This window comes from Rhodobacter sp. (assembly GCA_020637515.1).
Taxonomy (GTDB): Bacteria; Pseudomonadota; Alphaproteobacteria; order Rhodobacterales; family Rhodobacteraceae; genus Pararhodobacter.
Genome location: JACKKG010000001.1, coordinates 2,411,884 through 2,436,673, shown reverse-complemented (window position 1 = coordinate 2,436,673; position 24,790 = coordinate 2,411,884). Strand labels below are relative to the sequence as shown.

24 protein-coding genes are annotated in these 24,790 nt (G+C 68.1%); 19 read left to right on the top strand and 5 right to left on the bottom strand.

From position 1 onward, the window contains the following. Nucleotides 1–128 precede the first annotated feature (128 nt). From H6900_11945 to H6900_11925, 5 genes are read left to right on the top strand one after another with little or no spacing between them, the layout of a single operon-like run. A complete protein-coding gene (locus tag H6900_11945; GenBank protein ID MCC0073990.1) occupies nt 129–1,715 on the top strand; it encodes an ABC transporter substrate-binding protein in 1,587 nt (528 codons plus the stop codon). A gap of 6 nt (nt 1,716–1,721) precedes the next feature. Further along, entirely contained in the window at nt 1,722–2,678 is a 957-nt protein-coding gene (locus H6900_11940) for an ABC transporter permease (GenBank protein MCC0073989.1), read from the top strand. Continuing rightward, a complete protein-coding gene (locus tag H6900_11935; GenBank protein ID MCC0073988.1) occupies nt 2,675–3,493 on the top strand; it encodes an ABC transporter permease in 819 nt (272 codons plus the stop codon). Before H6900_11940 ends, H6900_11935 begins: the two co-directional genes overlap by 4 nt. Next, nucleotides 3,486–5,123: an ABC transporter ATP-binding protein gene (locus H6900_11930; GenBank protein MCC0073987.1), complete on the top strand. Its 1,638-nt coding sequence runs from the start codon at nt 3,486–3,488 to the stop codon at nt 5,121–5,123. The genes H6900_11935 and H6900_11930 overlap by 8 nt, the downstream gene beginning before the upstream one ends. Before the next feature lie 60 nt (nt 5,124–5,183). Further along, nucleotides 5,184–5,810: a thiamine phosphate synthase gene (locus tag H6900_11925; protein ID MCC0073986.1), complete on the top strand. Its 627-nt coding sequence runs from the start codon at nt 5,184–5,186 to the stop codon at nt 5,808–5,810. Here the strand turns inward: H6900_11925 and H6900_11920 are convergent. Beyond that, entirely contained in the window at nt 5,804–6,844 is a 1,041-nt protein-coding gene (locus tag H6900_11920; GenBank protein ID MCC0073985.1) for a uroporphyrinogen decarboxylase, read from the bottom strand. The two genes, H6900_11925 and H6900_11920, sit on opposite strands and share 7 nt — an antisense overlap. A gap of 53 nt (nt 6,845–6,897) precedes the next feature. On the opposite strand from H6900_11920, the gene dusA reads away from it, so the two are divergent. The 6 genes from dusA to lipA all read left to right on the top strand — a co-directional run bounded on the left by dusA (nt 6,898) and on the right by lipA (nt 12,637). Next, on the top strand, nt 6,898–8,031 hold the full coding sequence (gene dusA / locus H6900_11915) for a tRNA dihydrouridine(20/20a) synthase DusA (protein MCC0073984.1): 1,134 nt from the start codon (nt 6,898–6,900) through the stop codon (nt 8,029–8,031). Further along, nucleotides 8,028–9,407, top strand: coding sequence for a DUF2927 domain-containing protein (locus H6900_11910; protein ID MCC0073983.1), 1,380 nt, complete (start codon nt 8,028–8,030; stop codon nt 9,405–9,407). Before dusA ends, H6900_11910 begins: the two co-directional genes overlap by 4 nt. 20 nt (nt 9,408–9,427) lie before the next feature. Then, nucleotides 9,428–9,592: a hypothetical protein gene (locus tag H6900_11905; protein ID MCC0073982.1), complete on the top strand. Its 165-nt coding sequence runs from the start codon at nt 9,428–9,430 to the stop codon at nt 9,590–9,592. Beyond that, complete coding sequence (locus tag H6900_11900) at nt 9,592–10,776, top strand: VWA domain-containing protein (protein MCC0073981.1); 1,185 nt, start codon at nt 9,592–9,594, stop codon at nt 10,774–10,776. Before H6900_11905 ends, H6900_11900 begins: the two co-directional genes overlap by 1 nt. A 191-nt stretch (nt 10,777–10,967) precedes the next feature. Continuing rightward, nucleotides 10,968–11,516 carry a peroxiredoxin gene (locus tag H6900_11895; protein ID MCC0073980.1) on the top strand — a complete coding sequence of 183 codons (549 nt, stop codon included), beginning with the start codon at nt 10,968–10,970 and terminating at the stop codon, nt 11,514–11,516. A 170-nt stretch (nt 11,517–11,686) separates the two neighbouring features. Further along, entirely contained in the window at nt 11,687–12,637 is a 951-nt protein-coding gene (gene lipA, locus H6900_11890; protein ID MCC0073979.1) for a lipoyl synthase, read from the top strand. Nucleotides 12,638–12,713: 76 nt separating this feature from the next. On the opposite strand, the gene H6900_11885 is transcribed toward lipA, so the two are convergent. Continuing rightward, a complete protein-coding gene (locus H6900_11885; GenBank protein ID MCC0073978.1) occupies nt 12,714–13,235 on the bottom strand; it encodes a MarR family transcriptional regulator in 522 nt (173 codons plus the stop codon). Nucleotides 13,236–13,434: 199 nt separating this feature from the next. Here H6900_11885 and H6900_11880 point away from each other — a divergent pair, with 199 nt between their 5' ends. Beyond that, a complete protein-coding gene (locus H6900_11880) occupies nt 13,435–13,899 on the top strand; it encodes a hypothetical protein (protein ID MCC0073977.1) in 465 nt (154 codons plus the stop codon). Nucleotides 13,900–14,089: 190 nt separating this feature from the next. Further along, nucleotides 14,090–15,040, top strand: coding sequence for a hypothetical protein (locus H6900_11875; GenBank protein MCC0073976.1), 951 nt, complete (start codon nt 14,090–14,092; stop codon nt 15,038–15,040). Nucleotides 15,041–15,109: 69 nt separating this feature from the next. Here H6900_11875 and H6900_11870 read toward each other — a convergent pair whose 3' ends face one another. Then, on the bottom strand, nt 15,110–15,373 hold the full coding sequence (locus H6900_11870; GenBank protein MCC0073975.1) for a succinate dehydrogenase assembly factor 2: 264 nt from the start codon (nt 15,371–15,373) through the stop codon (nt 15,110–15,112). 25 nt (nt 15,374–15,398) lie between these two features. Further along, complete coding sequence (locus tag H6900_11865) at nt 15,399–15,803, bottom strand: helix-turn-helix transcriptional regulator (GenBank protein ID MCC0073974.1); 405 nt, start codon at nt 15,801–15,803, stop codon at nt 15,399–15,401. 118 nt (nt 15,804–15,921) lie between these two features. Between H6900_11865 and H6900_11860 the strand changes: the two genes are divergently transcribed. After that, nucleotides 15,922–17,124: a pyridoxal phosphate-dependent aminotransferase gene (locus H6900_11860; protein MCC0073973.1), complete on the top strand. Its 1,203-nt coding sequence runs from the start codon at nt 15,922–15,924 to the stop codon at nt 17,122–17,124. 222 nt (nt 17,125–17,346) lie between these two features. Here H6900_11860 and H6900_11855 read toward each other — a convergent pair whose 3' ends face one another. After that, nucleotides 17,347–18,252, bottom strand: coding sequence for a LysR family transcriptional regulator (locus H6900_11855; GenBank protein ID MCC0073972.1), 906 nt, complete (start codon nt 18,250–18,252; stop codon nt 17,347–17,349). Nucleotides 18,253–18,342: 90 nt separating this feature from the next. Here H6900_11855 and H6900_11850 point away from each other — a divergent pair, with 90 nt between their 5' ends. From H6900_11850 to H6900_11830, 5 genes are all read left to right on the top strand, one after another. Beyond that, the gene (locus H6900_11850; protein ID MCC0073971.1) at nt 18,343–18,963 is read left to right on the top strand and encodes a class I SAM-dependent methyltransferase; all 621 of its coding nucleotides are present in this window, start codon (nt 18,343–18,345) and stop codon (nt 18,961–18,963) included. Nucleotides 18,964–19,040: 77 nt separating this feature from the next. Beyond that, nucleotides 19,041–20,195 (top strand): FIST C-terminal domain-containing protein, encoded by a 1,155-nt coding sequence (locus tag H6900_11845; protein ID MCC0073970.1) that lies wholly within the window; start codon nt 19,041–19,043, stop codon nt 20,193–20,195. Then, nucleotides 20,192–22,399, top strand: a complete 2,208-nt coding sequence (locus tag H6900_11840) for a PAS-domain containing protein (protein MCC0073969.1) — start codon at nt 20,192–20,194, stop codon at nt 22,397–22,399. The genes H6900_11845 and H6900_11840 overlap by 4 nt, the downstream gene beginning before the upstream one ends. A 106-nt stretch (nt 22,400–22,505) precedes the next feature. After that, the gene (locus H6900_11835) at nt 22,506–23,414 is read left to right on the top strand and encodes a MoxR family ATPase (protein ID MCC0073968.1); all 909 of its coding nucleotides are present in this window, start codon (nt 22,506–22,508) and stop codon (nt 23,412–23,414) included. Between the two features lie 31 nt (nt 23,415–23,445). Then, nucleotides 23,446–24,699 (top strand): VWA domain-containing protein, encoded by a 1,254-nt coding sequence (locus H6900_11830; GenBank protein ID MCC0073967.1) that lies wholly within the window; start codon nt 23,446–23,448, stop codon nt 24,697–24,699. The last annotated feature ends 91 nt before the right edge of the window (nt 24,700–24,790 follow it).

Sequence of the window (24,790 nt, the reverse complement as noted above, 5' to 3'; positions counted from 1 at the left end):
CGGCAACATTTGAGTTGATTGACCGGGGCCGCGACTGTTATCGATTCCACAGTCAACAAAAATCGGCCGCCAGACAGGCGCGTCAAGACTTGCGCTTCCTCGTGGGAAGCCTCTTCAGGGAGAGACCGATGAACGACGAAATCCGCTATATGCTGGACCGGGCCGCACGGGGCAAGATGCCCCGCCGCGCGTTTCTGGGCCGGGCCGCTGCCCTGGGCGTGGCCAGCACCGCCGCGACCGGCCTGCTGACCCGCGCGGTTCATGCGCAGGGCCCGCGCCAAGGGGGCTCGCTGGTGGTCGGCATGCAGGGCGGCGAAAGCACCAACTCGCTGGACCCGGCGCTGGCGGCCTCGCAGGTGCCGTTCCTTTACGGCTATTGCGCCGGCGAGACGCTGGTCAACATCGCCCCTGACGGCAGCCTGCTGCCCAAGCTGGCCGAGGAATGGGACGCATCGGCCAATGCCCAGACCTGGCGGTTCAAGATCCGTCGCGGCGTGCAGTTCCACAACGGCCAGACGCTGACGCCCGAGGACGTGGCCCAGACCCTGCGCCGCCATTCGGACGAGAATTCGCAGTCGGGCGCGCTGGGGATCATGCGCGGCATTTCCTCGATCGCGGTGGACGGCGACCACGTGGTTTTGGAAACCGCCACGCCGAATGCCGACCTGCCCTATCTGCTGGCCGATTACCACCTGCTGATCCAGCCCAACGGCGGCTTCGACGACCCGACCTCGGGGATCATGACCGGCCCCTACAAATGGGCCGAGAACGAGCCCGGCGTGCGTCATGTGCTGGAAAAGTTCGACGGGCACTGGGACAGCGGCGTCGGGCACTTCAACTCGATCGAGATCCTGGTCATCAACGATGCGACGGCGCGCAACTCGGCGCTGCAATCGGGCCAGGTGCAGCTCATCAACCGGGTCGAACCGCGCGTCGCGGGCCTGCTGTCGCGCGCCCCGGGGGTCAGCGTGGAATCGGCCGGCGGTCGGGGTCACTATGTGTTCATCATGCGCTGCGACGCGGCGCCGTTCGACAACAACGACCTGCGCATGGCATTGAAGCTGGCGGTCAACCGTCAGGACATGGTGGACCGCATCCTGCGTGGCTATGGTTCGATCGGCAACGACATGCCGATCAACGCGGCCTATCCGCTGTTCGACGACACGATCCCGCAGCGCGAATACGACCCCGACCAGGCCCGCTTCTACTATGAACGCTCGGGGCATTCGGGGCCGATCGACCTGCGCACATCCGAGGTCGCCTTCCCCGGCGCCATCGACGCGGCGCAACTGTTCAAGGAAAGCGCGGCGGCGGCCGGCATCGACCTGAACATCATCCGCGAACCGGGTGACGGCTACTGGTCGGAAGTGTGGAACGTGCAGCCCTTCTCGGCCTCGTATTGGGGCGGGCGTCCGGTGCAGGACCAGATGTATTCGACGGCCTACCTGTCGACCGCCGACTGGAACGACACCGCCTTCCGCAACGCGCATTTCGACGAGATGCTGATCCAGGCGCGCGGCGAACTGGACCTGACGCGGCGCAAGGAACTGTATAGCGAAATGGGTCGCCTGGTGCGCGACGAGGGCGGGCTGATCGCGCCGATGTTCAATGATTTCATCGACGCGCACAACGATCAGGTCGCCGGCTGGGTGTCGAACCCCGCCGCCGAGATGATGGGCGGGCAAGCCGCGATCATGATGTGGTCGGCGACGTAAGCGCCGATGCATCCGATCCTCAAACTGGTGATCCAGCGCCTTGCGCTGGGTCTCCTGCTTCTCCTCGCCGCGTCGGTGCTGATCTTCGTCGGCACACAGATCCTGCCCGGCGATGTGGCCCAGGCGGTTCTGGGACAGAACGCAACGCCTGAGGCGCTGGCCAACATGCGCGCCTCGCTGGGCCTGGATCAACCCGCCTATGCCCGGTATTTCAGTTGGCTTTTCAGTGCTTTGCACGGCGATCTTGGGCACGCGCTGTCGAACGGCCGCGACATCGCCGAGTCGATCTCAGGGCGGATGCGGAACACCCTGTTCCTGGCATCGGTCGCGGCCGCGATCTCGGTGCCGCTGGCGATCTTCCTGGGTCTGCTGGCGGTGCGCTACCGTGACCGCTGGCCGGACCGGCTGATCTCGGCGATCACGCTGACCTCGATCTCGCTGCCCGAATTCCTGCTGGGCTATGTCGTGATGTATTTCCTGTCGGTCAAGCTGGGCTGGTTCCCGTCGGTGTCCAACATCAACAGCGGCATGACCTTCTGGCAGAAACTGAACGCGGTCGCCCTGCCGGCCACGGTTCTCACGCTGGTCGTGCTGGCGCACATGATGCGCATGACACGCGCGGCGATCCTGAATGTCATGCAATCGGCCTATATCGAAACGGCCGAGTTGAAGGGCCTCAGACGCTTCACGATCATCGCGCGCCACGCCATGCCCAACGCCATCGCGCCGATCGTGAACGTGGTGATGATCAACCTGGCCTATCTGGTGGTCGGCGTCGTGGTGATCGAGGTCGTCTTCGTCTATCCCGGCATGGGGCAATACCTGGTCGATCACGTGTCCAAACGGGACGTGCCGGTGGTGCAGGCCTGCGGGCTGATCTTTGCCACCGTCTACATCGGCATGAACCTGCTGGCGGACCTGATCGCCATCCTTTCGAACCCCAGACTGAGGCATCCGAAATGAAGGGTATGCCCCTTTCCGCCCTGCTGGGCCTGTTCATCACGCTGCTGTTCTTTTCGGTCGCGATCCTGGCGCCGGCGATCGCGCCCTACGGCATGTCCGAGATTGTCGGCGACGTGTGGGAGCCATCCTCGGCGCAATACTGGCTGGGCACCGACAACCTGGGCCGCGACCTGCTCACGCGGATGATCTACGGCGGGCGCACGACCATCTTCGTCGCCGCCATGGCGACCGCGCTCAGCTTCACGCTGGGGTCGATCCTGGGCTTCACGGCGGCGGTCTATGGCGGCTGGGTCGATCAGGTGATGTCGCGCCTCAACGATCTGATCATGTCGATCCCGACGCTGATCTTTGCGCTTGTGGTGCTGTCGGTGATGCCGGTGACGCTGCCGACGCTGATCCTCATCATGGGGTTCCTGGATTCCACCCGGGTCTTCCGGCTGTCGCGGGCTGTGGCCGTGGACATCAACGTCATGGACTTTGTCGAGGCCGCGCGCCTCAGGGGCGAGGGCCGGGCCTGGGTCATCTTCCGCGAGATCCTGCCGAACGCCCTGTCGCCCCTGGTGGCGGAACTGGGGCTCAGATTCATCTTCGCGATCCTCTTCATATCGACCCTGTCGTTCCTGGGGCTGGGCATCCAGCCGCCGGCGGCCGACTGGGGCGGCATCGTCAAGGAAAACCGCGAGGGAATCGTCTACGGCATTCCTGCCGCGCTGGTGCCGGCGGTGGCGATCGTCACACTGTCGATCTCGGTCAATCTGGTGGCCGATTGGGCGCTCAACCGCACCACCAGCCTGAAAGGAGGACGCGGTGTCTGACACGCTTCTCGACATCCGCAACCTGCGCATCGAGGCGACGATCTACGCCCCGGGCGAGAAACCGCGCGACGCGGTGATCGTCGATGACGTGTCGCTTTGTCTGAAACGCGGCAAGGTGATGGGGCTGATCGGCGAATCGGGTGCCGGCAAATCGACCATCGGCCTGTCTGCTTTGGCCTATGGGCGCGGCGGGATCCGGCTGTCCGGCGGCGAGATCGTGCTGAACGGGCGCGAGATCCGGCTTGCCGGGGCGCAAACCCTGCGCAGCCTGCGCGGCAAGGAGGTGACCTATGTCGCGCAATCCGCCGCCGCCGCCTTCAACCCCGCCAAGCGGTTGATGGAGCAGGTGACCGAGGCCACGCTCGCGCATGGCGTCATGACCCAGGCCGAAGCTGAGGCCCGTGCCATCGACCTGTTCCGCACCCTCAGCCTGCCCGACCCCGAACATTTCGGCCGCCGCTATCCGCACCAGGTTTCGGGCGGGCAGTTGCAGCGGGCGATGACGGCGATGGCGCTGTGTCCGAAACCGGATCTGGTGATCTTCGACGAGCCGACCACCGCGCTGGACGTGACGACGCAGATCGATGTGCTGGCGGCGATCAAGACGGCGATCGCGGAAACCGGAGTCGCCGCGCTCTACATCACCCACGACCTCGCGGTCGTGGCGCAGGTCTCGGACGAGATCATGGTGCTCAGGCACGGCAAGATGGTCGAACACGGCACCTGCCAGCAGATCATCGAGGCCCCGCGCGAGGCGTATACCCGCGCGCTGATTTCGGTCCGTTCGATCGAGCATCAGGAAAAATCGCCCCAGGGCACGCCCCTGCTCGAGGTCGAGGGCGTCTCGGCGCGCTACGGCGCGATGGCCAAGGACGTGCTGAGCGACGTCTCGGTCGCGCTGCGACCCGGGCAGACGCTGGCCCTGGTGGGCGAGTCGGGCTCGGGCAAATCGACGATGGCGCGGGTCATCACCGGCCTGCTGCCCCCGCGCAAGGGCACGATCACCTTTGACGGCAAACCCTTGCCGGGCGCGCTCAAGGATCGCTCGCGCGACGAACTGCGCGAGTTGCAGATGATCTATCAGATGGCCGACGTGGCGATGAACCCGCGCCAGACGGTGGCCACGATCATCGGCCGCCCGCTGGAATTCTATTTCGGCCTCAAGGGGCGCGCGCGCGATGCCCGCGTGCAGGAACTTCTCGATGCCATCGAACTGGGCGAGGGGTTCGCCGACCGCTACCCCGCGGAACTGTCGGGCGGGCAAAAGCAGCGCGTCTGCATCGCCCGCGCGCTGGCGGCAAAGCCCAAGCTCATCATCTGCGACGAGGTGACCTCGGCGCTGGACCCGCTGGTGGCGGACGGGATCCTGAAGCTTTTGCTGGATCTTCAGGCGCGCGAGGGGGTGGCCTATCTGTTCATCACCCATGACATCGCCACCGTGCGCGCCATCGCCGATTCCATCGCCGTGATGTATCAGGGCCGGGTCCAGAGATACGGCTCGAAGACCCAGGTCCTGGCCCCGCCTTTCGACGATTACACCGACCTGCTGCTGTCCTCGGTGCCCGAGATGAAATTGGGTTGGCTGGAGAGCGTGCTTGAACATCGCCGGATGGAAAGCGCCGGAAATTAAGCCGATTGCACCCCTGCCCCTGCCCGTCTATGCAGGGGCAGTTTCGCCCGAGGTGCCCCGATGACCGACCAGCCAGACCGACCGCAGCTTTACCTCGTGACGCCCGCGGCCTTCGATCCCGAAAGTTTCGTGCCCAGGCTGGCGCGCGTGCTGGACGGGCTGCCCATCGCCTGCGTGCGCCTGGCCATGGCCGGGTCGGACGAGGACGCCATCGCCCGCGCCGCCGACGCCGTGCGCGAGGAAACCCACGCCCGTGACATCGCCATCGTGATCGAGCGCCATGTCGCGCTGGTCGAGCGGCTGGGGTTGGACGGCGTGCACCTGCCCGAGGGTGCGCGCGGCCTGCGCAAGTTGCGCGAAACACTGGGGGCGGATGTGATCCTGGGCGCGGCCTGCGGGGCCTCGCGCCACGACGGGATCGGCGCGGCCGAGGCCGGCGCCGACTACGTCAGCTTTTCGCCGGTGGGCGAAACGGGGCTGGGCACCGGGCACCGCGCCGAACGCGACCTGTTCACCTGGTGGTCCGAGATGATCGAAGTGCCCGTGGTCGCCGAGGGCGCGCTCACCCAGGCGCTGATCGAAAGCCTGGCGCCGGTGACCGACTTCTTTGCCTTTGGCGCCGAGATCTGGGGCCACGATGACCCGCTGGCGGCCTTGCGCCCGTTGGTCGCGCCGCTGGGCTACTGACCCCGGACGGCGTCCAGCATCCGCTGCACGTTGTCGGGATCGGCATCCGGGGTGATGCCATGGCCCAGGTTGAAGATATGCGGGCCGTTGCGGAACGCCTGCACGATGCGCCGCGTTTCGCTGACCAGGGCCGCGCCCCCTTCGACCATGTGGTGGGGCGCCAGGTTGCCCTGCACGCAGCCATCGACCTGCACATGCGCCGCCGCCCAGTCTGCGCCGACGGAATTGTCCAGCGCCACGCAATCCGCACCCGTCGCGCGGGCGAATCCGATATAGCGGTCGCGGGCCTCGCGCGGGAACGCGATGACCGGCAGGCCCGGGTGGCGGGCCTTCAGCGCGGCGATGATCCGGCGCGTCGGCGCCAGGGCGAAATCGTCGAAATCCTGACCCTTCAGGCTGCCCGCCCAACTGTCGAACAGCTTGACGACCTCGGCCCCGGCCTGCACCTGCGCGGACAGGTATTCGACCGTCGCCGCCTCGAGCACCGCGATCAGCGCCGCGAACCCGTCGCGGTCCCGGGCGATGAAGTCATGCGCCGGGCCCTGATCGCTGGTGCCGCGCCCGGCGACCATATAGGTGGCCACCGTCCAGGGCGCCCCGGCAAAGCCGATGAGCGTGGTCTCGCGCGGCAACGCGCCCGACAGGATGCGCACGGTCTCATAGACCGGCGACAGGACTTCGTGCACGGCGTCGGCGGGTTTCAGCGCCTGCACCCCGACCCGGTCGGTCACGGTGGACATGCGCGGCCCTTCGCCCTCGGCGAACCACAGCTTTGCCCCCAGCGCCTGACCGATCAACAGGATGTCCGCGAACAGGATCGCCGCGTCGAACCCGTAGCGGCGGATCGGTTGCAGCGTCACCTCGGCGGCCAGGTCGGGCGTATAGCACAGCGACAGGAAATCCCCCGCCTTGGCCCGCGTCGCGCGGTATTCGGGCAGGTATCGCCCGGCCTGGCGCATCATCCAGACGGGCGGGACGGCCTGAACCTGGCCCGCGAGCGCGCGCAGAAGGGTCTTTTGCGGGGTCTGGGTCATGGCGGGTCCTCCGGTTTTCACGCGCCCCGTGTCGATGCGGTGCGCGTCCGTCGATGTCAAGCGCCGCCGCCGCCGCACCTGCCCGCACGGCGCGATCGCCATCACACGGATGCGCGAGCCTCCGCCGCGCGACGCGTGCGGTTTGTGGACGCCAGCGCCGCGCTGGGGTATACCCAAGCGTCACAACCCACGGAGTCCGCGTGACAAAGCCCCTGCCCGCCTGGCGCCTCTCCGTCGCGCCGATGCTCGATTGGACCGACAGCGCGTGCCGGCAATTCCACCGGCGGCTGTCGCGTCACGCGCTGCTTTATACCGAGATGGTCACGTCGGCCGCACTGGTGCGTGGCGGCGCGCGGCATCTGCTGCGCTTCGATCCGTCGGAACAGCCGGTGGCGCTGCAACTGGGGGGATCGGACCCGGCCGAGCTGGCGAAGGCCGCGCGAATGGGCGCGGACGAGGGCTACGGCGAAATCAATCTCAACGTCGGTTGCCCCTCGGACCGGGTGCAGTCGGGCTGTTTCGGCGCGGTGCTGATGAAGACGCCGGCGCTGGTCGGGGATTGCCTGGCCGCGATGCGTGCCGCCTGCACGGCCGAGATCACGGTGAAATGCCGCCTGGGCGTCGATGACCAGAACCCCGAGGAGGCCCTGCCCGCGCTGCTCGATGCGGCGCGCGCGGCCGGGGTGACGCGGGTCATCGTCCACGCGCGCAAGGCCTGGCTGCAAGGCCTGTCGCCCAGGGAAAACCGCGAGGTTCCGCCGCTGGACTACGCTCTGGTCGAACGGATGCTGGGGGCCTTTCCCGACCTCACGATCTGTCTGAACGGCGGAATCGCGACGCTGGATCAGGCCGAGGACCTGCTGGACCGGGGCTTTCACGGCGTGATGATCGGCCGCGCGGCCTATCACCAGCCGGCCGCGGTTCTCGGCGCCGCCGACCGCCGGCTGTTTGGCGCGCCCGGCCCCGACGCGGACCCCGTCGCCGTGGCCCGCGCCATGATGCCGGTGATCGGCGCCCATCTGGCGCGTGGCGGGCGGCTGATCGGCGTCACGCGGCACCTGCTGGGGCTCTTTGCCGGGCAGACCGGCGCACGGGCCTGGCGGCGCGCGCTGAGCGAGATGCCGAACGGCACGCTGGCGGATTACGCGGCGCTGCTGGACACTCTGGATGAAAGGCGGGCCGCATGAGACGGCGTCTTTTCTCGCTGGCGCTGGTCGCGCTGGCCGGCTGCACCCCGATGGGCGAGGTCCAGCGGCTGGACGCCAGCACCGGCGCCACCGCCCCCCTGCCGACCTGGAGCCCGGGCGCGCCCAACCCGTTGCCGCCCGCGCGCAGCAACGCCGACATGACGCGCGACTTTCTGGAACTGGGCTTTGCCATGGAAAGCGGCCGCCCGATCGCGAACTTTTCGCGGTTCGAAGGACCAATCGCCATCGTGCCGGTGCACGCACCCTCGGCCCAGGCGATCGGCGATCTGGACCGGCTGATCGCCCGCTTTCAGGCCGAGGCCGGTATCGACATCCGCCGCGCCACCGACACCACCGCCGACGAAAACCGGATCACCGTCGATTTCGTGCCGCGCCGTCAAATGCAGGCGATGGTGCCCTCGGCCTCGTGTTTCGTGGTGCCCAACGTGGACAGCTGGCAGGATTTCGTCGCCAACCGGCGCAGCACCGCCATCGACTGGACGCAGGTCGTCCAGCGTCACCGCGCCGCCGTCTTCATCCCCTCGGACACCACGCCGCAGGAAATCCGCGACTGCCTGCACGAGGAGATCGCGCAAGGGCTGGGACCGCTCAACGATCTGTTCCGCCTGTCGGATTCGATCTTCAACGATGACAATTTCCAGACCACGCTCACCGGCTTCGACATGTTGCTGTTGCGCGTCTGGTATTCGCCCGAACTGCACCCCGGAATGACCCGCGACCAGGTCGCGGCCCGTCTGCCGACCCTGTTCAACCGGCTGAACCCCCAGGGCCGGGGCCGGGGCGGCACCCAGGTCGGCATCACGCCGCGCGCCTGGCAACTGGCGATCGAGCAGGCGCTGTCCTCGGCCGACGGGTTGAGCGCGCGGCGCGAAAGCGCAGCCCGGGCCCTGGCCCTGGCCCGGTCCGAAGGGTGGACCGACAATCGCCTTGCCCTCAGCCTGATGCTGGTGGCGCGCGTCGCCCCGCGCGACCAGGGCGACGACGCGATGCAGGCGCTGGTGCAGGCCGCCGACATCTACCGCCACACCCCTGGCGGCGAGGTCCACGCGGCCCATATCGACATGCATCTGGCCGTGCAGGCGCTGGCGACCGGTCAGTCGCAACTGGCGCTGGACCTGGCGCAACGCGCCCTGCCCTATGCCGCGCGCACCGAGAACGCGGCCTTTCTGGCCTCGCTTCAGTTCATTCGCGCCGAGGCGCTGTCGCAACTGGGTCAGGTCGATCAGGCCTCGCGCCTGAGGCTCGACTCGATGGCCGCCGCGCGCTATGGGTTCGGCTCGGATGCCGCGGCGCGCACGCGGCTGGACGAAATCGCCCGGATCGGCGGCGCGGCGCAACGCTACGCGAATCTCTGACCGGCAACGCAGAGGCTTTCATGTTCATCTTCGCAGGCTTTCTGATCGGCGCCGTCTGGGGCGGGATCTTTGCCCGTCGCAAGGGCGGCGAGCGCCTGGACATCGTCCAGTATGCCGCGGTCTGGGGGTTGATCGGCGCCATCCTGGGCACGGTGCTGACCGTGGTGATCCAGCGGGCGATGTGATGTTCCGCCCCTTTCTCGAACAATTGCGCGCCCACGCCGTTCCGGTCAGCGTGCGGGAATACCTGGGTTTTCTCGAGGCCCTGAAAGCCGGCCTCGCGCAGTTCGACGCCGAAGGGTTCTATTACCTCGCCCGCACCACGATGGTGAAGAACGAGGCCCACATCGACCGTTTCGACCGCGCCTTTGCGGCGACCTTCAAGGGGCTCGACGCGATCACCCCCGAGGCGGTGATCCAGGCCGTCGATCTGCCGGCCGAGTGGCTGGAAAAACTGGCCGAAAAGCACCTGACCGACGAGGAACGCGCCAGGGTCGAGGCCCTCGGCGGGTTCGAAAAGCTGATGGAAACGCTGAAACAACGGCTCGAGGAGCAGAAAGAGCGCCACCAGGGCGGCTCGAAGTGGATCGGCACGGCCGGCACCTCGCCCTTCGGCGCCTATGGCTATAACCCCGAGGGGGTGCGCATCGGCCAGAAAGAGGGCCGCCAGGGACGCGCGGTCAAGGTCTGGGACAAGCGCGAGTTCCGCAATCTTGACGACACCGTCGAACTGGGCACGCGCAACATCAAGGTCGCGCTGAAGCGGCTGCGCAACTGGGCGCGCGACGGCGCCGAGCTCGAGCTGGATCTCGACGGCACGATCCGCGCCACGGCCGAGCAAGGCTGGCTCGACGTCAAGACCCGGCCCGAGCGGCGCAACGCGGTCAAGGTGCTGCTGTTCTTCGACATCGGCGGTTCGATGGACCCCTATGTCAAGGTGCTGGAAGAGCTGTTCAGTGCCGCCCGGTCCGAGTTCAAGCATCTGGAACATTTCTACTTTCACAACTGCCTCTACGAATTCGTCTGGAAAGACAACGCGCGCCGCTGGGATGCCCGCACCCCCACCTGGGAGGTGCTGCGCACCTATGGCCCGGACTACAAGTGCATCTTCGTCGGTGACGCCACGATGTCGCCTTATGAGATCGCCTATGCCGGCGGCGCGAACGAGCACTGGAACGAGGAATCCGGCGCGACCTGGCTGGCGCGCGCGCGCGCGCACTGGACGCAGAACCTTTGGATCAACCCGACGCCGGAACGGCACTGGTCCCATACCCAGTCGATCCGCCTGATCTCGGACCTGTTCGAAGAGCGCATGGTGCCGATGACCCTCGAGGGATTGACGCGCGGCATGAAGATGCTGGGGCGCTGACGCGCCTGCGCGCGGACCAGGCAGGCACGGCGGGGGCTGCGGTGCGGGCTGCCGTGCGGGTGTCGCAAAATGCTGCATTGCAAATAGATCTTTTTCGCAATTGCAGCGCGACTTGGAATCGTTCTAGAAAGGAAGCAAGGTCAGCGACTCGCGCTGGCCTAACCTCTTGCAATTCAACGGTGAGTTCTCTCATGCATACCGGCTTTCGTCTTCCTGAAGTGACCTTTCACACCCGCGTTCGCGATGAAAGTGTCGGGGGTCCGAACCCGTTCCGCTGGCAGGACCTGACCACGGCGGACTATTTCAAAGGCAAGCGCGTGGTGCTGTTCTCGCTGCCCGGTGCCTTCACGCCGACCTGCTCGACCTATCAGCTCCCCGGGTTCGAGAACGGCTACGAGGACTTCAAGGCGCAGGGCATCGACGACATCTACTGCATGTCGGTCAACGACAGCTTCGTCATGAACAAATGGGCGATCGACCAGGGTCTGAAGAACGTCAAGGTGATCCCCGACGGCTCGGGCGAGTTCACCCGCCGCATGGGGATGCTGGTGCGCAAGGACAATCTCGGGTTCGGCCTGCGGTCGTGGCGCTATGCCGCCATCGTGCGCGACGGCGTGGTCGAGGCCTGGTTCGAAGAGCCCGGCCTGTCGGACAACCATGGCGCGGACCCCTATGGCGTGTCGTCGCCCGAAACCGTGCTGAACTGGCTGATCGAGGCCAATCGCGAAGCCGCCGCCTGATCGGCCGCGCCCGGGGGGCCGGCCCACGCAAGCGCCCGCCCCCCCCCCCGCGCATCCCGGCGGCCTGACCGCCTTGCACCCCGCGCAAGCCTGCTTGCCGCGGGGTTTTCTTGCCTTGCGGCGCCTGGCGCGCTATGTCCCGGCGCAGCCATCCGCGAGCGGAGGACCCGATGCGCGACCTCAAACTGCCCGACCAGCGCCACCCCGAGAAAGCGCATCGCCCGGACCAGGCGCAGCCCAAGAAACCGGCGTGGATTCGCGTCAAGGCGCCGGGTGGCCCGGGTTACAACGAAACCCGCCGCATCATGCGCGACAACAAGCTGGCCACGGTCTGCGAGGAGGCCGGCTGCCCGAACGTCGGCGAATGCTGGTCGCAGGGCCACGCGACGATGATGATCATGGGCGAGATCTGCACCCGGGGCTGCACCTTCTGCAACGTGGCGACCGGCAAGCCCGAGGCGCTGGACGCCTTCGAACCGGGGCGCGTCGCCCATGCGGTGGCGACGCTGGGCCTGAAGCATGTGGTCATCACCTCGGTCGATCGCGATGATGTGGCCGACGGCGGGGCCGAGCATTTCGCCCAGACGATCCGCGCCGTGCGCCACCGCGCGCCCGAAACCACGATCGAGATCCTGACGCCCGATTTCCTGCGGTGCGGCCCCGAGGCGCTGGAAGTTGTCGTCGCCGCGCGTCCCGATGTGTTCAACCACAACCTGGAAACCGTCCCTGGCCTTTACCCGACGGTGCGCCCCGGTGCGCGGTATTTCCATTCGCTCCGGCTGTTGCAGCGGGTCAAGCAACTGGACCCGATGATCTTCACCAAATCGGGCATCATGGTCGGGCTGGGCGAGGACCGGCAGGGCGTCACGCAGGTGATGGATGACATGCGCAGCGCCGATGTCGATTTCCTGACGATCGGGCAGTATCTGCAACCGACGCCCAAGCATCACGCGGTCGAACGCTTCGTCCCGCCCGAGGAATTCTCCGCCTACGAAAAGACCGCTTATGGCAAGGGGTTTCTGATGGTGTCCGCGACGCCGCTGACCCGCTCCAGTTATCACGCCGGCGACGATTTTGCGCGGCTGCGGGCGGCGCGGAAGGCGAAACTGGGCGCAAGCTGAGGGAACCGCGACCGGCGAAACGCGCGCGGCCCGGGCCATGGCCAATGGCGGCGCGGACCGTCGGGCCGCCGCGCGATCAATAGATATAGCGGATCTGATCGGCCCAGTAGCGTTCCATCCGTTTCAGCGCGCCGTTGATGGTGTCAAGCTCGCCCGCGGCCACGACCCGCTTGCCGATCAACCCGTCGGCATGGCGCGCAAAGAGATCCGCGACAACCGACCGCACCTCGTGCCCGCGCGGGGTCAGGCTGACGCGCACCGACCGTCGGTCGATCTCGCATCGGGCATGATGCATGTAGCCGTTTTCGACCAGCTTCTTCAGATTGTAACTGACGTTCGAGCCCTGGTAATATCCGCGCGTCTTCAACTCGCCCGCGGTCACCTCGTTGTCGGCAATGTTGAACAGCAGCAGCGCTTGCACCGCGTTGATGTCCAGGATGCCCAATCGTTCGAACTCGTCCTTGATGACATCGAGCAGCAGCCGGTGCAGCCGCTCGACCAATGCGAGGCTGTCGAGATAGCCGGACAACAGACCGCCCGGCGGCCCCTCGTCATGCCCGGGGGGCGTGGCGGGTTTGACGTGGCTGTGAAAACTCATGCGCGGCTCCACCAATGAGGGTTCGGTCGCCATTCTTGTCCACAAATTGCAAATAGCCGGTTAAGCGCAACACCGTTTGCGCTATCGCCCAAAGATCCGCTCCGGTTCGGAAAAATCACAAGAATGTCAGTCGGTTGAAACCTGATTGACGGATTTCGGGGGCGCGGGCAACGCTGGCGCGTTCATCAAAGGAGTTGCCATGAACACTGTGTTTCGGGCCGCGCTTGCCGCGGTCTTCACCCTCGCCCTGCCCGCAGTCGCCTCGGCAGCCTGCCCCAGCTACGCGGTCAGCGGCGCGCCGTTGGCCTATGACGCCGAACAGGTCTGGACCGCGCAATCGACCCAGGTCGTCGCCGGCGGCGACATCGACCTTGGCCAGTGCGGCGACATGCCGGGCAACGGCTATGTCGTCGAGAACCCCGACTTCACCTTGCAATACGACGATCTCGGCATGGGCCGCGCGCTGGAACTGCGCGTGAGCGGCAGCTGCGATACGGTGCTGCTGGTGAACAGCGCCTCGGGCGAATGGCTGTTCAACGACGACACCAACGGGTCGGATCCCGCGATCCGCATCCCGGCGGCGCCTTCGGGCCAATACGACATCTGGGTCGGCACCTTCGGCCCGGAAACCTGCGACGCGCAACTGAGCGTCGAATCCTTCTGAAACCGCCCGCCGTCCCCGCCCACCGCGGGGACGGCCCCTTTCGATTGAACCCTTTGAACGGCGCGCGCGACCCATGGCGAACCGGGTCCGCAAGCGGCCCCGGCGCCCGCCTTGACCCTTGACTGAAACCCCGAACGGTTCCACCCTGCGCCCATACCCGCCTCTATTTCAGGAGTTGTCCATGTCCTTGATGCCAAGTATTTCCCATGGTCTTCGTCTGGCCGCCGCTGGCGCGGCCCTGTGCCTTTCGCTGGCCGGCGCCGCTTCGGCGCAACAATGCCCGAACTGGCAACTCAACGGCGTTCCGATCACGACCGATGCCGAAACCGCCTGGGTGCCCCAGCAATTCCAGATCTATGCCGGCGGCGGGCTGGACCTGAGCCAATGCACCACCCTGCCCGGTGTGCAGGGCTACGGCCGCGTCACGCCGCAACCCAGCTTCACCATCAATTACGATGCGCGCAACCTTGGCCGGGACCTGGAATTCCGGGTGCAATCGGACTGCGACACGACGATGCTGATCAACGATTCGTCGGGGCAGTGGATGTATCAAGACGACTCGGATGGCACCTTGCAGCCGCGCGTTCGCCTGCCGAACGCCCCCACCGGGCGCTATGACATCTGGGTCGGCACCTTCGGCTCGAACGCCTGCCAGGCCACCCTGGTGGCCGAGACCTTCCCGCCGTCGGGCGGTGGCCAGACGCAGCCGCAGCCGTCGGCCTGCCCCGAATGGTCGTTGGGTGGCGCCGAGGTGCATCTGAGCGCCGGCGGCAACGAGACCCGCCCGGTGATCGCCGGCGGCCAGGTCAGCCTGTTCCAGAACCAGTGCAACGTCCCGGGCCACGGCTATGTCGCGCAGGCGCCCGACTTCTCGCTGTATTACGACCCGCAAGGCCAGCAGAATGTCACGCTGAACATCAGCGTTCAGGGCCAGTGCGACACGGTGCTTCTGGTCAACGACCCGACCACCGCCTGGCAATTCAACGACGACACCAACGATTTGCAGCCGGCCCTGTCGATCCCCGACGCCCCCGCCGGTCGCTATGACATCTGGGTCGGCACGTTCAGCTCTTCCACCTGCCAGTCGTCGATCAGCATCTCGGCCGCCGCGCCGATGCCGCAGGCCCCCGCGGGCAAGTAACCCGCCCGAGACGGCGACAACAAAAGGCCGGGTCACGCGACCCGGCCTTCTTGCTGCGTGGCGCGGCGATCAGCGTTCGAGCCGCGCCGCGGCGTGGCGCGCGATCTCGGTCATGAGCGCGTCATAGGCCGACGGCCCCAGCGCGGCCTGCCCCCCCGCCGCGTCGTGCCGTCCGATCCGCGCCGTGACCCATTGATAGAGATCGTGGTCGTTCTCGCCCAGGATCGCTTCGAACGTGTCCAGCGCGCTGTCGTCCAGCCGCGCCAGCCAATCGTCGGCAAAGGGTCCCAGGATCAGGTCCATCTCCTTGATCCCGCGCCGCCAGGACCGCATTCTCAGCCGCTTGAGCCGGTTCTCGTCACTCACGTCGCACCTCGGGGGCCAGGGCGGTCTGCAACCGCAGGGTCTTTTCCAGTCGTCCCAGCTTTTCCCCCATGCGCAGCAATTCGCCGCGCAGGGCGCGCAGGTCCGACAGCGCCTGTTTCAGCGCCGGGTCCGGTTGCGGCGTGTCGGCGCCGGGCGGCGAGACATCGTCGCCCTCGCCGGTCAGCAGCCAACGCAGCGACACGCCGAGAAGCGCCGCCAGCATCTGCAAACGGTTGGCGCGCGGCTCGCTCAGGTCGTTCTCCCAATCGCGCAGCGTCTTGGCGCGCACGCCCAGGCGTTGCGCCAGTTCGTTCTGTGTCAGCCCGCCCGCGTCGCGAGCCGCCGCCAGCCGGTCGCCCAGCGTGGCCTGATCGTCGGAGTACCAGGAATCCGTCATTCGTCCCTCCTTGGTTTTCGGTGCGATACGGCGCGCGTGCCGCGCCTGCTTTCGCCCTTGAACGGGATCGGGGCGCATCCTAAGAGATGGGCCCGGAAAACACAAACCGGAGGCCCCGATGCCGTTCCTTTCCGATACCATCCTGCGCGTGAAACCCTCGGCCACCATCGCCGTCACCAACATGGCCGCCGAGATGAAGGCCGCCGGCAAGGACGTCATCGGCCTGGGCGCGGGCGAACCCGATTTCGACACGCCGCAGAACATCAAGGACGCCGCCAAGGCCGCGATCGACGCCGGCCGCACGAAATACACCGCCGTGGATGGCATTCCGGAGCTGAAACAGGCGATTTGCGCCAAATTCCTGCGCGAGAACGGCCTGACCTACACCCCACAGCAGGTCAGCGTCGGCACTGGCGGCAAGCAGATCCTCTACAACGCGCTGATGGCCACGCTGAACCCCGGCGACGAGGTCATCATCCCCGCGCCCTACTGGGTCAGCTACCCCGACATGGTGCTGCTCGCCGGCGGCACCCCCGTCCCGGTCGAGGCCAGCCTGGACACCGACTTCAAGATCACCGCCGAACAACTGGAAGCGGCGATCACCCCAAAGACCAAATGGTTCATCTTCAACTCGCCGTCGAACCCCACCGGCGCGGGCTACGCTTTGACCGAGTTGAAGGCGCTGACCGATGTGCTGATGCGCCACCCGCATGTCTGGGTGATGTCCGACGACATGTATGAGCACCTGGTGTTCGACGATTTCACCTTCGTGACGCCGGCCCAGGTGGAACCCGGCCTCTACGACCGCACCCTCACCTGCAACGGCGTGTCGAAAGCCTATGCCATGACCGGCTGGCGCATCGGCTACGCGGCGGGCCCCGTCGCTCTCATCAAGGCGATGGCGACGATCCAGTCGCAATCGACCTCGAACCCCTCGTCGGTGTCGCAATACGCCGCGCTCGAGGCCCTCAACGGCCCGCAAGAGTTCCTCGGCCCGTTCCGCGAGGCCTTCCAGCGCCGCCGCAACCTGGTGGTGGACATGCTGAACGAAGCGCCCGGCATCACCTGCCCCAAACCCGAAGGCGCCTTCTATGTCTATCCCGACATCTCGGGCTGCATCGGCAAGACCTCGGCCGGCGGCACGCGGATAGAGAATGACGAAGTCTTCGCCAAGGCGCTGCTGGCGGAAACCGGCGTCGCGGTGGTGTTCGGCGCGGCCTTCGGCCTCAGCCCGAACTTCCGCGTGAGCTACGCCACCTCGGACGCCGCCCTGACCGAGGCCTGCACCCGCATCCAGACCTTCTGCAAGGGCCTCGCCTGACCGCACGCCGGGCAACCTGCAACACCTCCCCATGACGGGGGCGGCGACGGGGGCGGCGGCGCCAAAAACCAAGGGCGCCGCCGCCCCCCATCTTTGTGCCGGAAATATCCCGGGGGGTCCGGGGGGCAGCGCCCCCCGGCGGGTCGCCCGAGGGCTGGAGGCTGGAAGCCTCCCGGCCGAGGGCGAAACACCCCCCCGATCCGACAAAACGCGCGCCCCGCGTCAATCCGGTGCCGCGCCCGGGCCAGACAGCGCCTCGGCCAGGTGGTCGAACACCAGCCGGATGCGGCGCGAGCGGTGCAGGTCGCGGTGCGTCGTCAGCCACAACGCCACCGGCACGCCGGCGAACCCGGGCACGATGCGCGCGACATCGGGCGTCATGCGGGCGATGCGCTCGAACATCAGCCCGATGCCCAGGCCACGCCGGACCATCTCCCATCCCGCGACCGAACTGTCCGAGGTCAGCGGAATATCCGCCGCCGTCACCGGCAGCCCGTGGCCCTGCAACAAGGGCGCCATGCGATCGGGATCGATCAGGCCGACAAAGGGCAGGCCGCGCAGCGCCGCCACATCCGCGGGCAGGCCGTGCCGCGCCAGAAAGGACGGCGCGGCATAAAGATACGCGCGCCCCGCGTCGATCCGACGCGCCACCAGATCGGGTTCGCGCGGCCGGACATGACGCAGCGCGATATCCGCCTCGCGCCGCAGCAGGTCGCTCAGCGCGTTGGTCACCACCAGCCGCAGATGGATCTCCGGCTGGCGCCGCCGCAGCCCGTCCACGATTTCGGGCAGCACATAGGCCGCCATCGCATCGCTGGCCGACAGGCTGACAGAGCCCGCCACATCCTCGGCCTGCCCGGCCGCGACCAGCGCAACCCGCGCCGCCGCGTCGGCCATCGCCCGCACATGCGCCCGCAGATCCGCCCCTGCCGGCGTCAGCACCACCCCGCGGCCGATCCGTTCGAACAGTGCGACGCCCAGCGACCGCTCCAGCGCCGCGATCTGCCGCCCCAGTGTCGGCTGGGCCAGACCCAGCGCCCGCGCCGCGGCGGAATAGCTGCCCTCCTCGGCCGCCGCCAGAAAGGCGCGGGCCTGGTTCCAGTCAAAGGCGATGGCGGACCAATTCATGCAAACCTGCATAGCATCCATGCCAATCCATGCAATTCTCTTTTGATCCGGCGCAGGCTATAGCCCCGTCTCACCCAACGGAGACCCGCCATGACCGACGCTGCTTTCTGGGATCGTGTCGCCCGCGCCTACGCGGCCCGACCCGTCGCCAACCCGGACGCCTGGGAAACCACGCTGACCCGCACCCGCGCCCATCTGCGCCCTGGCGACCGGGTGCTCGAGGTCGGTTGCGGAACCGCCTCGACCGCGATCCGGCTGGCGCCCCATGTCGCCGCGATCACCGCCTCGGACATCGCCGCCGGGATGGTGACCATCGGCCGCGAGAAACTGGCCGCCGCGGGCATCGGCAACGTGACCTGCGTGCAGGGCGCGCTGGGCGACGCGGCGCTGGGCCCGGGCCCCTATGACGCGGTGCTGGCCTTCAACCTGCTGCACCTGACCCGCGATCCCGGGGCCGAGGCAGCCCACGCCCACGCGCTGTTGAAGCCGGGCGGCCTGTTCATCACGAAAACCGCCTGCCTGAGCGGGCGCTACCGGCTGTTGCAGCCGGTGATCGCGGCGATGCGGCTGATCGGCCGCGCGCCCTGGGTCAATTTCCTGTCCATCGAACGGCTTGAGCGGCAGATCGCGGACGCCGGGTTCCAGATCGTCGAGACCGGCAACTATCCCGCCGCGCCGCCCGCCCGGTTCATCGTCGCGCGCAAGGGCTGACGCTGGACAATCGCCCGACCCGGCCCTAGCCTCGGCGCCTCGCACCAACAGGCGGCCGCAAGGAGCGCAGCACGGCCATGGACGAACCGTTGATCCGCACGGCCGAGGTATCCGCCACCGACCCCGACGCGGCGGCGGCGCTGGCGGCGGCGCTGGGGCCCGGCCCCTTTGCGCTGGTGGTGATCTTCGCCTCGCCCCGGGTGCCCGATCTGGCGGCGCTGGTGCGCGCGCTCACGGACAGGCTGGCGCCGATCCCGGTGATCGGCTGCACCACCGCCGGCGAGATCGGTGCGCAAGGCTATGCCGAGGGGCTGATTGTCGCCACGGCCCTGCCCGCGCAACACTTCCGCGCCGAGATCCTGACGATCCCCGATCTGGGTGGGTTCGACACGCAGGCCGTGATTGGCGACCTGATCCGCGCCCGCACCACGCTGGCCCGCCTCGTGCCGCGCTGGGACCATGATTTCGTGTTCCTGCTGGTGGACGGGCTCAGCGCGCGCGAGGACGCGCTGGCCTCGACCCTGGCGCCCGGCCTCGGGGCGACGCCGCTGTTCGGCGGCTCGGCGGCGGATGGCACGCGGTTCCTGGAAACCTTCGTCTTCAGCGACGGGCGGGCGTTGCGCAATGCGGCGGTGGCGGCCGTGGTGCGCACCGACTGCCCCGTCCGGGTGTTCAAGTTCGACCATTTCCGCCCCACCGGACGGCGCATGGTGGTGACGGGCGCCGACCCCTCGCGCCGCGTCGTGCACACCATCAACGCCGAACCCGCCGCGCGCGAATACGCCCGGCTTCTGGGCAAGGACCCCGCGCAACTGACGCCCTTCACCTTTGCCGCGCATCCGGTCGTCGTGCGCATCGGTGGGCGCCATCACGTGCGCTCGATCCGGCAGGTGGACGAACAGACGGGCGACCTGATCTTCTTTTCCGCCATCGACGACGGGCTGGTCCTGACCCTGGCCGAGGCCGAGGACATGACCGACCACCTGGGCCGCGCCCTCGCCGACATCGCCGGGACGCGCGCCCCGGCCGCAATCCTGGCCTGCGACTGCGTCCTGCGCCGCATGGAGGCGCAGGAAAAGCAGTTGTCAGGCCACATCTCGGCGCTGTTTCGCGCCCACCGGGTCACCGGCTTTTCGACCTATGGCGAGCAGTTGAACGGGATGCATGTCAACCAGACGCTGACGGGGGTGGCGCTGTATCCGCCGCCCGCCGCCACCCCGGACCCGGCATGAGCGCCGAGGATCTGGTCAACCCCGCCGACCCGCCCGGTCGGCAGATCGCCAAACTCAAGGCGATCGCCGAGGTGTTGATGCGCCGCGTCGAACGCGACACCGACCTGTCCGAAGCGTCCTATGCCCAGTTCGAACGCGCCGCCCTGCTCGAGGATCAGATCCGCGTGCGGACCCGCGAGCTGGGCGACGCGCTCGATCTGCTCCACGTCTCGAACGCGCATCTCGCCGCCGCCAACCGCGAAGCCGAGGCCGCGCGCCGCAACCTGACCGACGCCATCGAGACGGTGCGCGAAGGGTTCGGCCTGTTCGATGCGAACGACGTGCTGGTGCTGAGCAACTCGCGCTTTGGCCTGCAATTGCAGGATATTCGCCCCTTCCTGAAACCGGGTCTGAATTTCGCGGGATACGTCGAACTGGTCAGCCGCTCGGGCCAGTTGTCGCTGCCTCAGGGCGTGACGGCGCAGGACTGGGCGCTGCAAAGGCTGCGCCGCCATCAGGACCGCAGCGTGGTCTTCACCGTGGCGCTGACCGGGGACCGCTGGTTGCAGGTGTCCGAACATCGCACCCGCGACGGCGGCACGGTCATCTTGCAGACCGACATCACCGACATCCTGCGCGCCGAACGCGCCGCGCGGGGGCGGCTTCTGGACGATCAGGCGCGGGTCGTGCGCGCGACGCTCGATCACATCAGCCAGGGCGTGTGCATTTTCGACAGCGATGCGCGGCTGATCGGCTGGAACGACCGCGCGGCCGAATTGTTGGCCATCCACCGCACGCGGTTCCGCCTTGGCCTGGCGTTCGACGATCTGGTCGAGGGCATGACCGAACATCTGCGCGCCGCCGGCGGCCTGCAGGCGCGGGACTTGCGCGACTGGGTGCAGCGACGGATCGACCGGGCGCCGCTGCGCGTCACCATCACCCGCGACGCCGACGCGATCCTGGACATGTTCGTGCAGGAAATGCCCGACGGCGGCTTCGTCATCTCGTTCACCGATGTAACCAGCGAACGGCGCGCCATTGCCGCGCTGAGCCGCGCCAACGAAACACTCGAGGCCCGGGTGGCAGCCCGCACCCTGGAACTGGGCGAGGCGCTGGGCCGCGCCGAACGCGCCAACGCGACGCGCGCGCGCTTTGTCGCCGCCGCCTCGCACGACCTGCTGCAACCGCTCTCGGCCGCCAAGCTGTTCCTCGCCTCGATCGAGGATGCCGGTCTGGCGCCTCGCGCGATCGAGGCCCTGGACAAGACCCGCTCGGCCCTCGAGTCGGTCGAGACGATCCTCGACGCCCTGCTCGACATCTCGCGGCTGGAGAGCGGCCGGCTCGAGGTGCCGCTGACGCCGGTGCCGCTGGCCCCGCTGCTGGCGCGCCTGACGCAGGAATTCGCCCCGCTGGCCGCTGCCAAGGGGCTGCGCCTGCGCCTGAGGGCCGGGTCGGGCGTGGTGCTGTCCGATCCGACCTGGCTGCGGCGCATCTTGCAGAACCTCATTGGCAACGCGCTGCGCTATACCCGCACGGGCGGCGTGCTGATCGGGGTGCGCAAGGGCGCGGCCGGACTGCGGGTCGAGATCACCGACACCGGCCCCGGCATCCCCGAAACCGAACGCGAGGCGATCTTCCGCGAATTCCACCGTCTGAACGCCCGCGCCTCGGCGTCCGAGGGGATGGGTCTGGGGCTGGCCATCGTCGAACGCGCCACGGCGCTGCTCGGGCATGTGGTCACGCTCGATTCGCGGGTCGGGCGCGGATCGCGCTTTGTGCTGCACCTGGGCGCGGCGGCCGATGCGCCGGCGCCCCACGCGACCACGGCTGAACCAACCGATCCCGCCGCCTTGCCGCCCCGCGACCTGATCGGGCTGCTGGTGGCCGCCGATCCCGACATGCGCCGCGCCCTGACCCATCTCCTTGACGGATGGGGGATCAGCGTGCTGGACGCCCCCGACCCGGCCGAAGCCCTGGCGCTGATCGACGAGATCGGCCTGGCCCCCGATTTCGTGCTGATCGACGCGCTGCCCGGTGGCGAAGAGGCGGGCCTGGCGCTGATGCAGCGGCTGCACGCCCGACACGGCCCGCTGCCCGCGCGCCTGCTGTCGGCCACCCGCGCCGAACCCCTGCGCCTGAAGGCCGCGCGGGCCGGTGTTCCGCTGCTTTACAAGCCCGTGGACACCGGATTGCTGAAACGTTTCGTCGCCGAGGCCGCGCGCTGAGTCCGGCGCCGAACCTGTCCATTGGTCGCATCCCGTCGCGCCACCGCTTGACCCCCGCGCGCCGCCTCTCCAGCATGGCCCCATTCCCATGTGAGAGGGGGCTCGCGTGACCGAACTCGCCACCATCGACGACGTGCAGGCCCTGCTCGCCGGTCAGAACTATGTCTGTGGCCGCGCGCTGGCCACCGTCACTTTCCTGGCGCTGAAACTGGGCCGCCCGCTGTTCCTGGAAGGCGAGGCCGGCACCGGCAAGACCGAGATCGCCAAGGCCCTCGCCGCCGCCCTGGGCCGGCGCCTGATCCGGCTGCAATGCTACGAAGGGCTGGACGCGGCCAGCGCCGTCTACGAGTGGAACTTTGCCGCGCAAATGGTTGCGATCCGCACCGCCGAGGCCACCGGCGACCGCGACCGCGAGACGCTGACCCGCGACCTCTTCGGCCCCGACTTCCTGATCGAACGCCCGCTGCTGCAAGCGATGCGCGACCAGCCCGGCGGCCCGCCGGTGCTGCTGATCGACGAAATCGACCGCACCGACGAACCCTTCGAGGCCTTCCTGCTGGAGGCCCTCAGCGACTTTCAGGTCACGATCCCCGAACTCGGCACCGTCAAGGCCCCGGCCGCGCCGATCGTCATCCTGACCTCGAACCGCACGCGCGAGGTGCACGACGCGCTGAAACGCCGCTGCCTCTATCACTGGGTCGATTACCCCGATTTCGCGCGCGAGGCCGAGATCCTCGCGGCGCGCGTGCCGGAAGCTGCCGAGACCCTCAGCCGCGAGGTCGTGGCCTTCGTCCAGCGCCTGCGCACCGAGGACCTGTTCAAGAAACCCGGCGTGGCCGAAACCATCGACTGGGCCAAATGCCTGCTCGCGCTCGATGTCATCAGCCTGTCCCCCGAGGTGATCGCCGACACGCTTGGCGCGATCTTGAAATACCAGGACGACATCGCCCGCATCCAGGGCTCGGAAGCGCGCAAACTCCTTGACGAAACGCGCAAGGCGCTGGCCCCGGCATGACCGCCCCGGCGCGCGCCACGGGCAGCCCGTCATGACGGCCCTTGCGCTGCCCGACAGCCCCAGGCTGACCCAGAACCTGACGCATTTCGCGCGCGCGCTGCGCAAGGCCGGGCTGCCGGTCGGCCCCGGCCGCGTGCTGACCGCGATCGAGGCCGTCGCCGCGGCTGGCTTCACCTCGAAGCAGGATTTCTACTGGACGCTGCACGCGGTCTTCGTCTCGCGCCCCGAGGAACGGCAGGTCTTTGCCCAGGTCTTTCGCCTGTTCTGGCGCGATCCGCGCTACATGGAACACATGATGGCGCTGATGCTCCCCGCCATCCGCGGCGTGCAGGAGGAAGAGGTCGCCGCCTCGGCCGCGAAACGCGCCGCCGAAGCCCTGCTCGACGGGATCGACCCGCCACCGCCTGCCGGTTCCGACGACACCGACCCCGACGACCCGCGGATCGAGGTCGATGCAACGCAGACCGCCTCGGCCGACGAACGGTTGCGCAGCCTCGATTTCGAACAGATGTCGGCCGCGGAAGCGGCCCGTGCCCGGCGGATGCTGTCGCGTCTGGCGCTGCCGGTCCGCCCGCTGCCCACCCGTCGCCTGACCGCCGATCCGCGCGGCCGCCGGCCCGATCCGCGCCGCACGCTGCGCGGGGCGCTGCGCACCGGCGGCGAGGTTCTGACCCTGGCGCACCGAAAGCCCGCCACCCGCTGGCCGGCGCTGGTGGTGCTGTGCGACATCTCGGGCTCGATGGCCAGCTATTCGCGCATGGTGCTGCATTTCGTGCACGCGGTCGCCAACCGGCAGGGCCAGGGCTGGGCGCGGGTCCACGCCTTCACCTTTGGCACCCGGCTGACCAACATCACCCGCCATCTGCGCACCCGCGACGTGGATGCCGCGCTGAACGCCGCCGGGCACGAGGCCCGCGACTGGCAGGGTGGCACGCGCATCGGCGCCTGCCTGCACCAGTTCAACCGCGACTGGTCGCGCCGTGTGCTGGGTCAGGGCGCGGTGGTGCTGCTCATCACCGACGGGCTGGACCGCGACGACCCCGCGCTCTTGCGCACCGAGATGGAGCGCCTGCACCTGTCCGCGAAACGGCTGATCTGGCTGAATCCGTTGCTGCGCTGGGACGGGTTCGCGCCCCGGGCGCAGGGGATCCGCGCCATGCTGCCCCATGTGGACACCTTCCGCGCCAGCCATTCCGTCGCCTCGCTCGAGGCGCTGGCCCAGGCCTTGTCCGACCCCTCGGACCACGGCGAAAAGGCCCGCCTGCTGGCGCTTCTGGCGGAATGACGCTCGGCGGTTTTCCGCGCCCCTTCGTCGCGCACGGTTGCACGCGGGCGTTGCAAACGCCATGTAGGGAACAGGTTCCGTCGCGCCCAAT

Coding starts and splice junctions, on each gene's coding strand:
- H6900_11920 (MCC0073985.1), bottom strand. CDS start 6,844: ATGACCCAGACCCCGCAAAAGACCCTTCTGCGCGCGCTCGCGGGCCAG.
- H6900_11910 (MCC0073983.1), top strand. CDS start 8,028: ATGAGACGGCGTCTTTTCTCGCTGGCGCTGGTCGCGCTGGCCGGCTGC.
- H6900_11900 (MCC0073981.1), top strand. CDS start 9,592: ATGTTCCGCCCCTTTCTCGAACAATTGCGCGCCCACGCCGTTCCGGTC.
- H6900_11880 (MCC0073977.1), top strand. CDS start 13,435: ATGAACACTGTGTTTCGGGCCGCGCTTGCCGCGGTCTTCACCCTCGCC.
- dusA (MCC0073984.1), top strand. CDS start 6,898: ATGTCAAGCGCCGCCGCCGCCGCACCTGCCCGCACGGCGCGATCGCCA.
- H6900_11905 (MCC0073982.1), top strand. CDS start 9,428: ATGTTCATCTTCGCAGGCTTTCTGATCGGCGCCGTCTGGGGCGGGATC.
- H6900_11850 (MCC0073971.1), top strand. CDS start 18,343: ATGACCGACGCTGCTTTCTGGGATCGTGTCGCCCGCGCCTACGCGGCC.
- H6900_11925 (MCC0073986.1), top strand. CDS start 5,184: ATGACCGACCAGCCAGACCGACCGCAGCTTTACCTCGTGACGCCCGCG.
- H6900_11855 (MCC0073972.1), bottom strand. CDS start 18,252: ATGAATTGGTCCGCCATCGCCTTTGACTGGAACCAGGCCCGCGCCTTT.
- H6900_11875 (MCC0073976.1), top strand. CDS start 14,090: ATGCCAAGTATTTCCCATGGTCTTCGTCTGGCCGCCGCTGGCGCGGCC.
- H6900_11845 (MCC0073970.1), top strand. CDS start 19,041: ATGGACGAACCGTTGATCCGCACGGCCGAGGTATCCGCCACCGACCCC.
- lipA (MCC0073979.1), top strand. CDS start 11,687: ATGCGCGACCTCAAACTGCCCGACCAGCGCCACCCCGAGAAAGCGCAT.
- H6900_11870 (MCC0073975.1), bottom strand. CDS start 15,373: ATGCGGTCCTGGCGGCGCGGGATCAAGGAGATGGACCTGATCCTGGGA.
- H6900_11935 (MCC0073988.1), top strand. CDS start 2,675: ATGAAGGGTATGCCCCTTTCCGCCCTGCTGGGCCTGTTCATCACGCTG.
- H6900_11885 (MCC0073978.1), bottom strand. CDS start 13,235: ATGAGTTTTCACAGCCACGTCAAACCCGCCACGCCCCCCGGGCATGAC.
- H6900_11865 (MCC0073974.1), bottom strand. CDS start 15,803: ATGACGGATTCCTGGTACTCCGACGATCAGGCCACGCTGGGCGACCGG.
- H6900_11860 (MCC0073973.1), top strand. CDS start 15,922: ATGCCGTTCCTTTCCGATACCATCCTGCGCGTGAAACCCTCGGCCACC.
- H6900_11940 (MCC0073989.1), top strand. CDS start 1,722: ATGCATCCGATCCTCAAACTGGTGATCCAGCGCCTTGCGCTGGGTCTC.
- H6900_11945 (MCC0073990.1), top strand. CDS start 129: ATGAACGACGAAATCCGCTATATGCTGGACCGGGCCGCACGGGGCAAG.
- H6900_11830 (MCC0073967.1), top strand. CDS start 23,446: ATGACGGCCCTTGCGCTGCCCGACAGCCCCAGGCTGACCCAGAACCTG.
- H6900_11840 (MCC0073969.1), top strand. CDS start 20,192: ATGAGCGCCGAGGATCTGGTCAACCCCGCCGACCCGCCCGGTCGGCAG.
- H6900_11895 (MCC0073980.1), top strand. CDS start 10,968: ATGCATACCGGCTTTCGTCTTCCTGAAGTGACCTTTCACACCCGCGTT.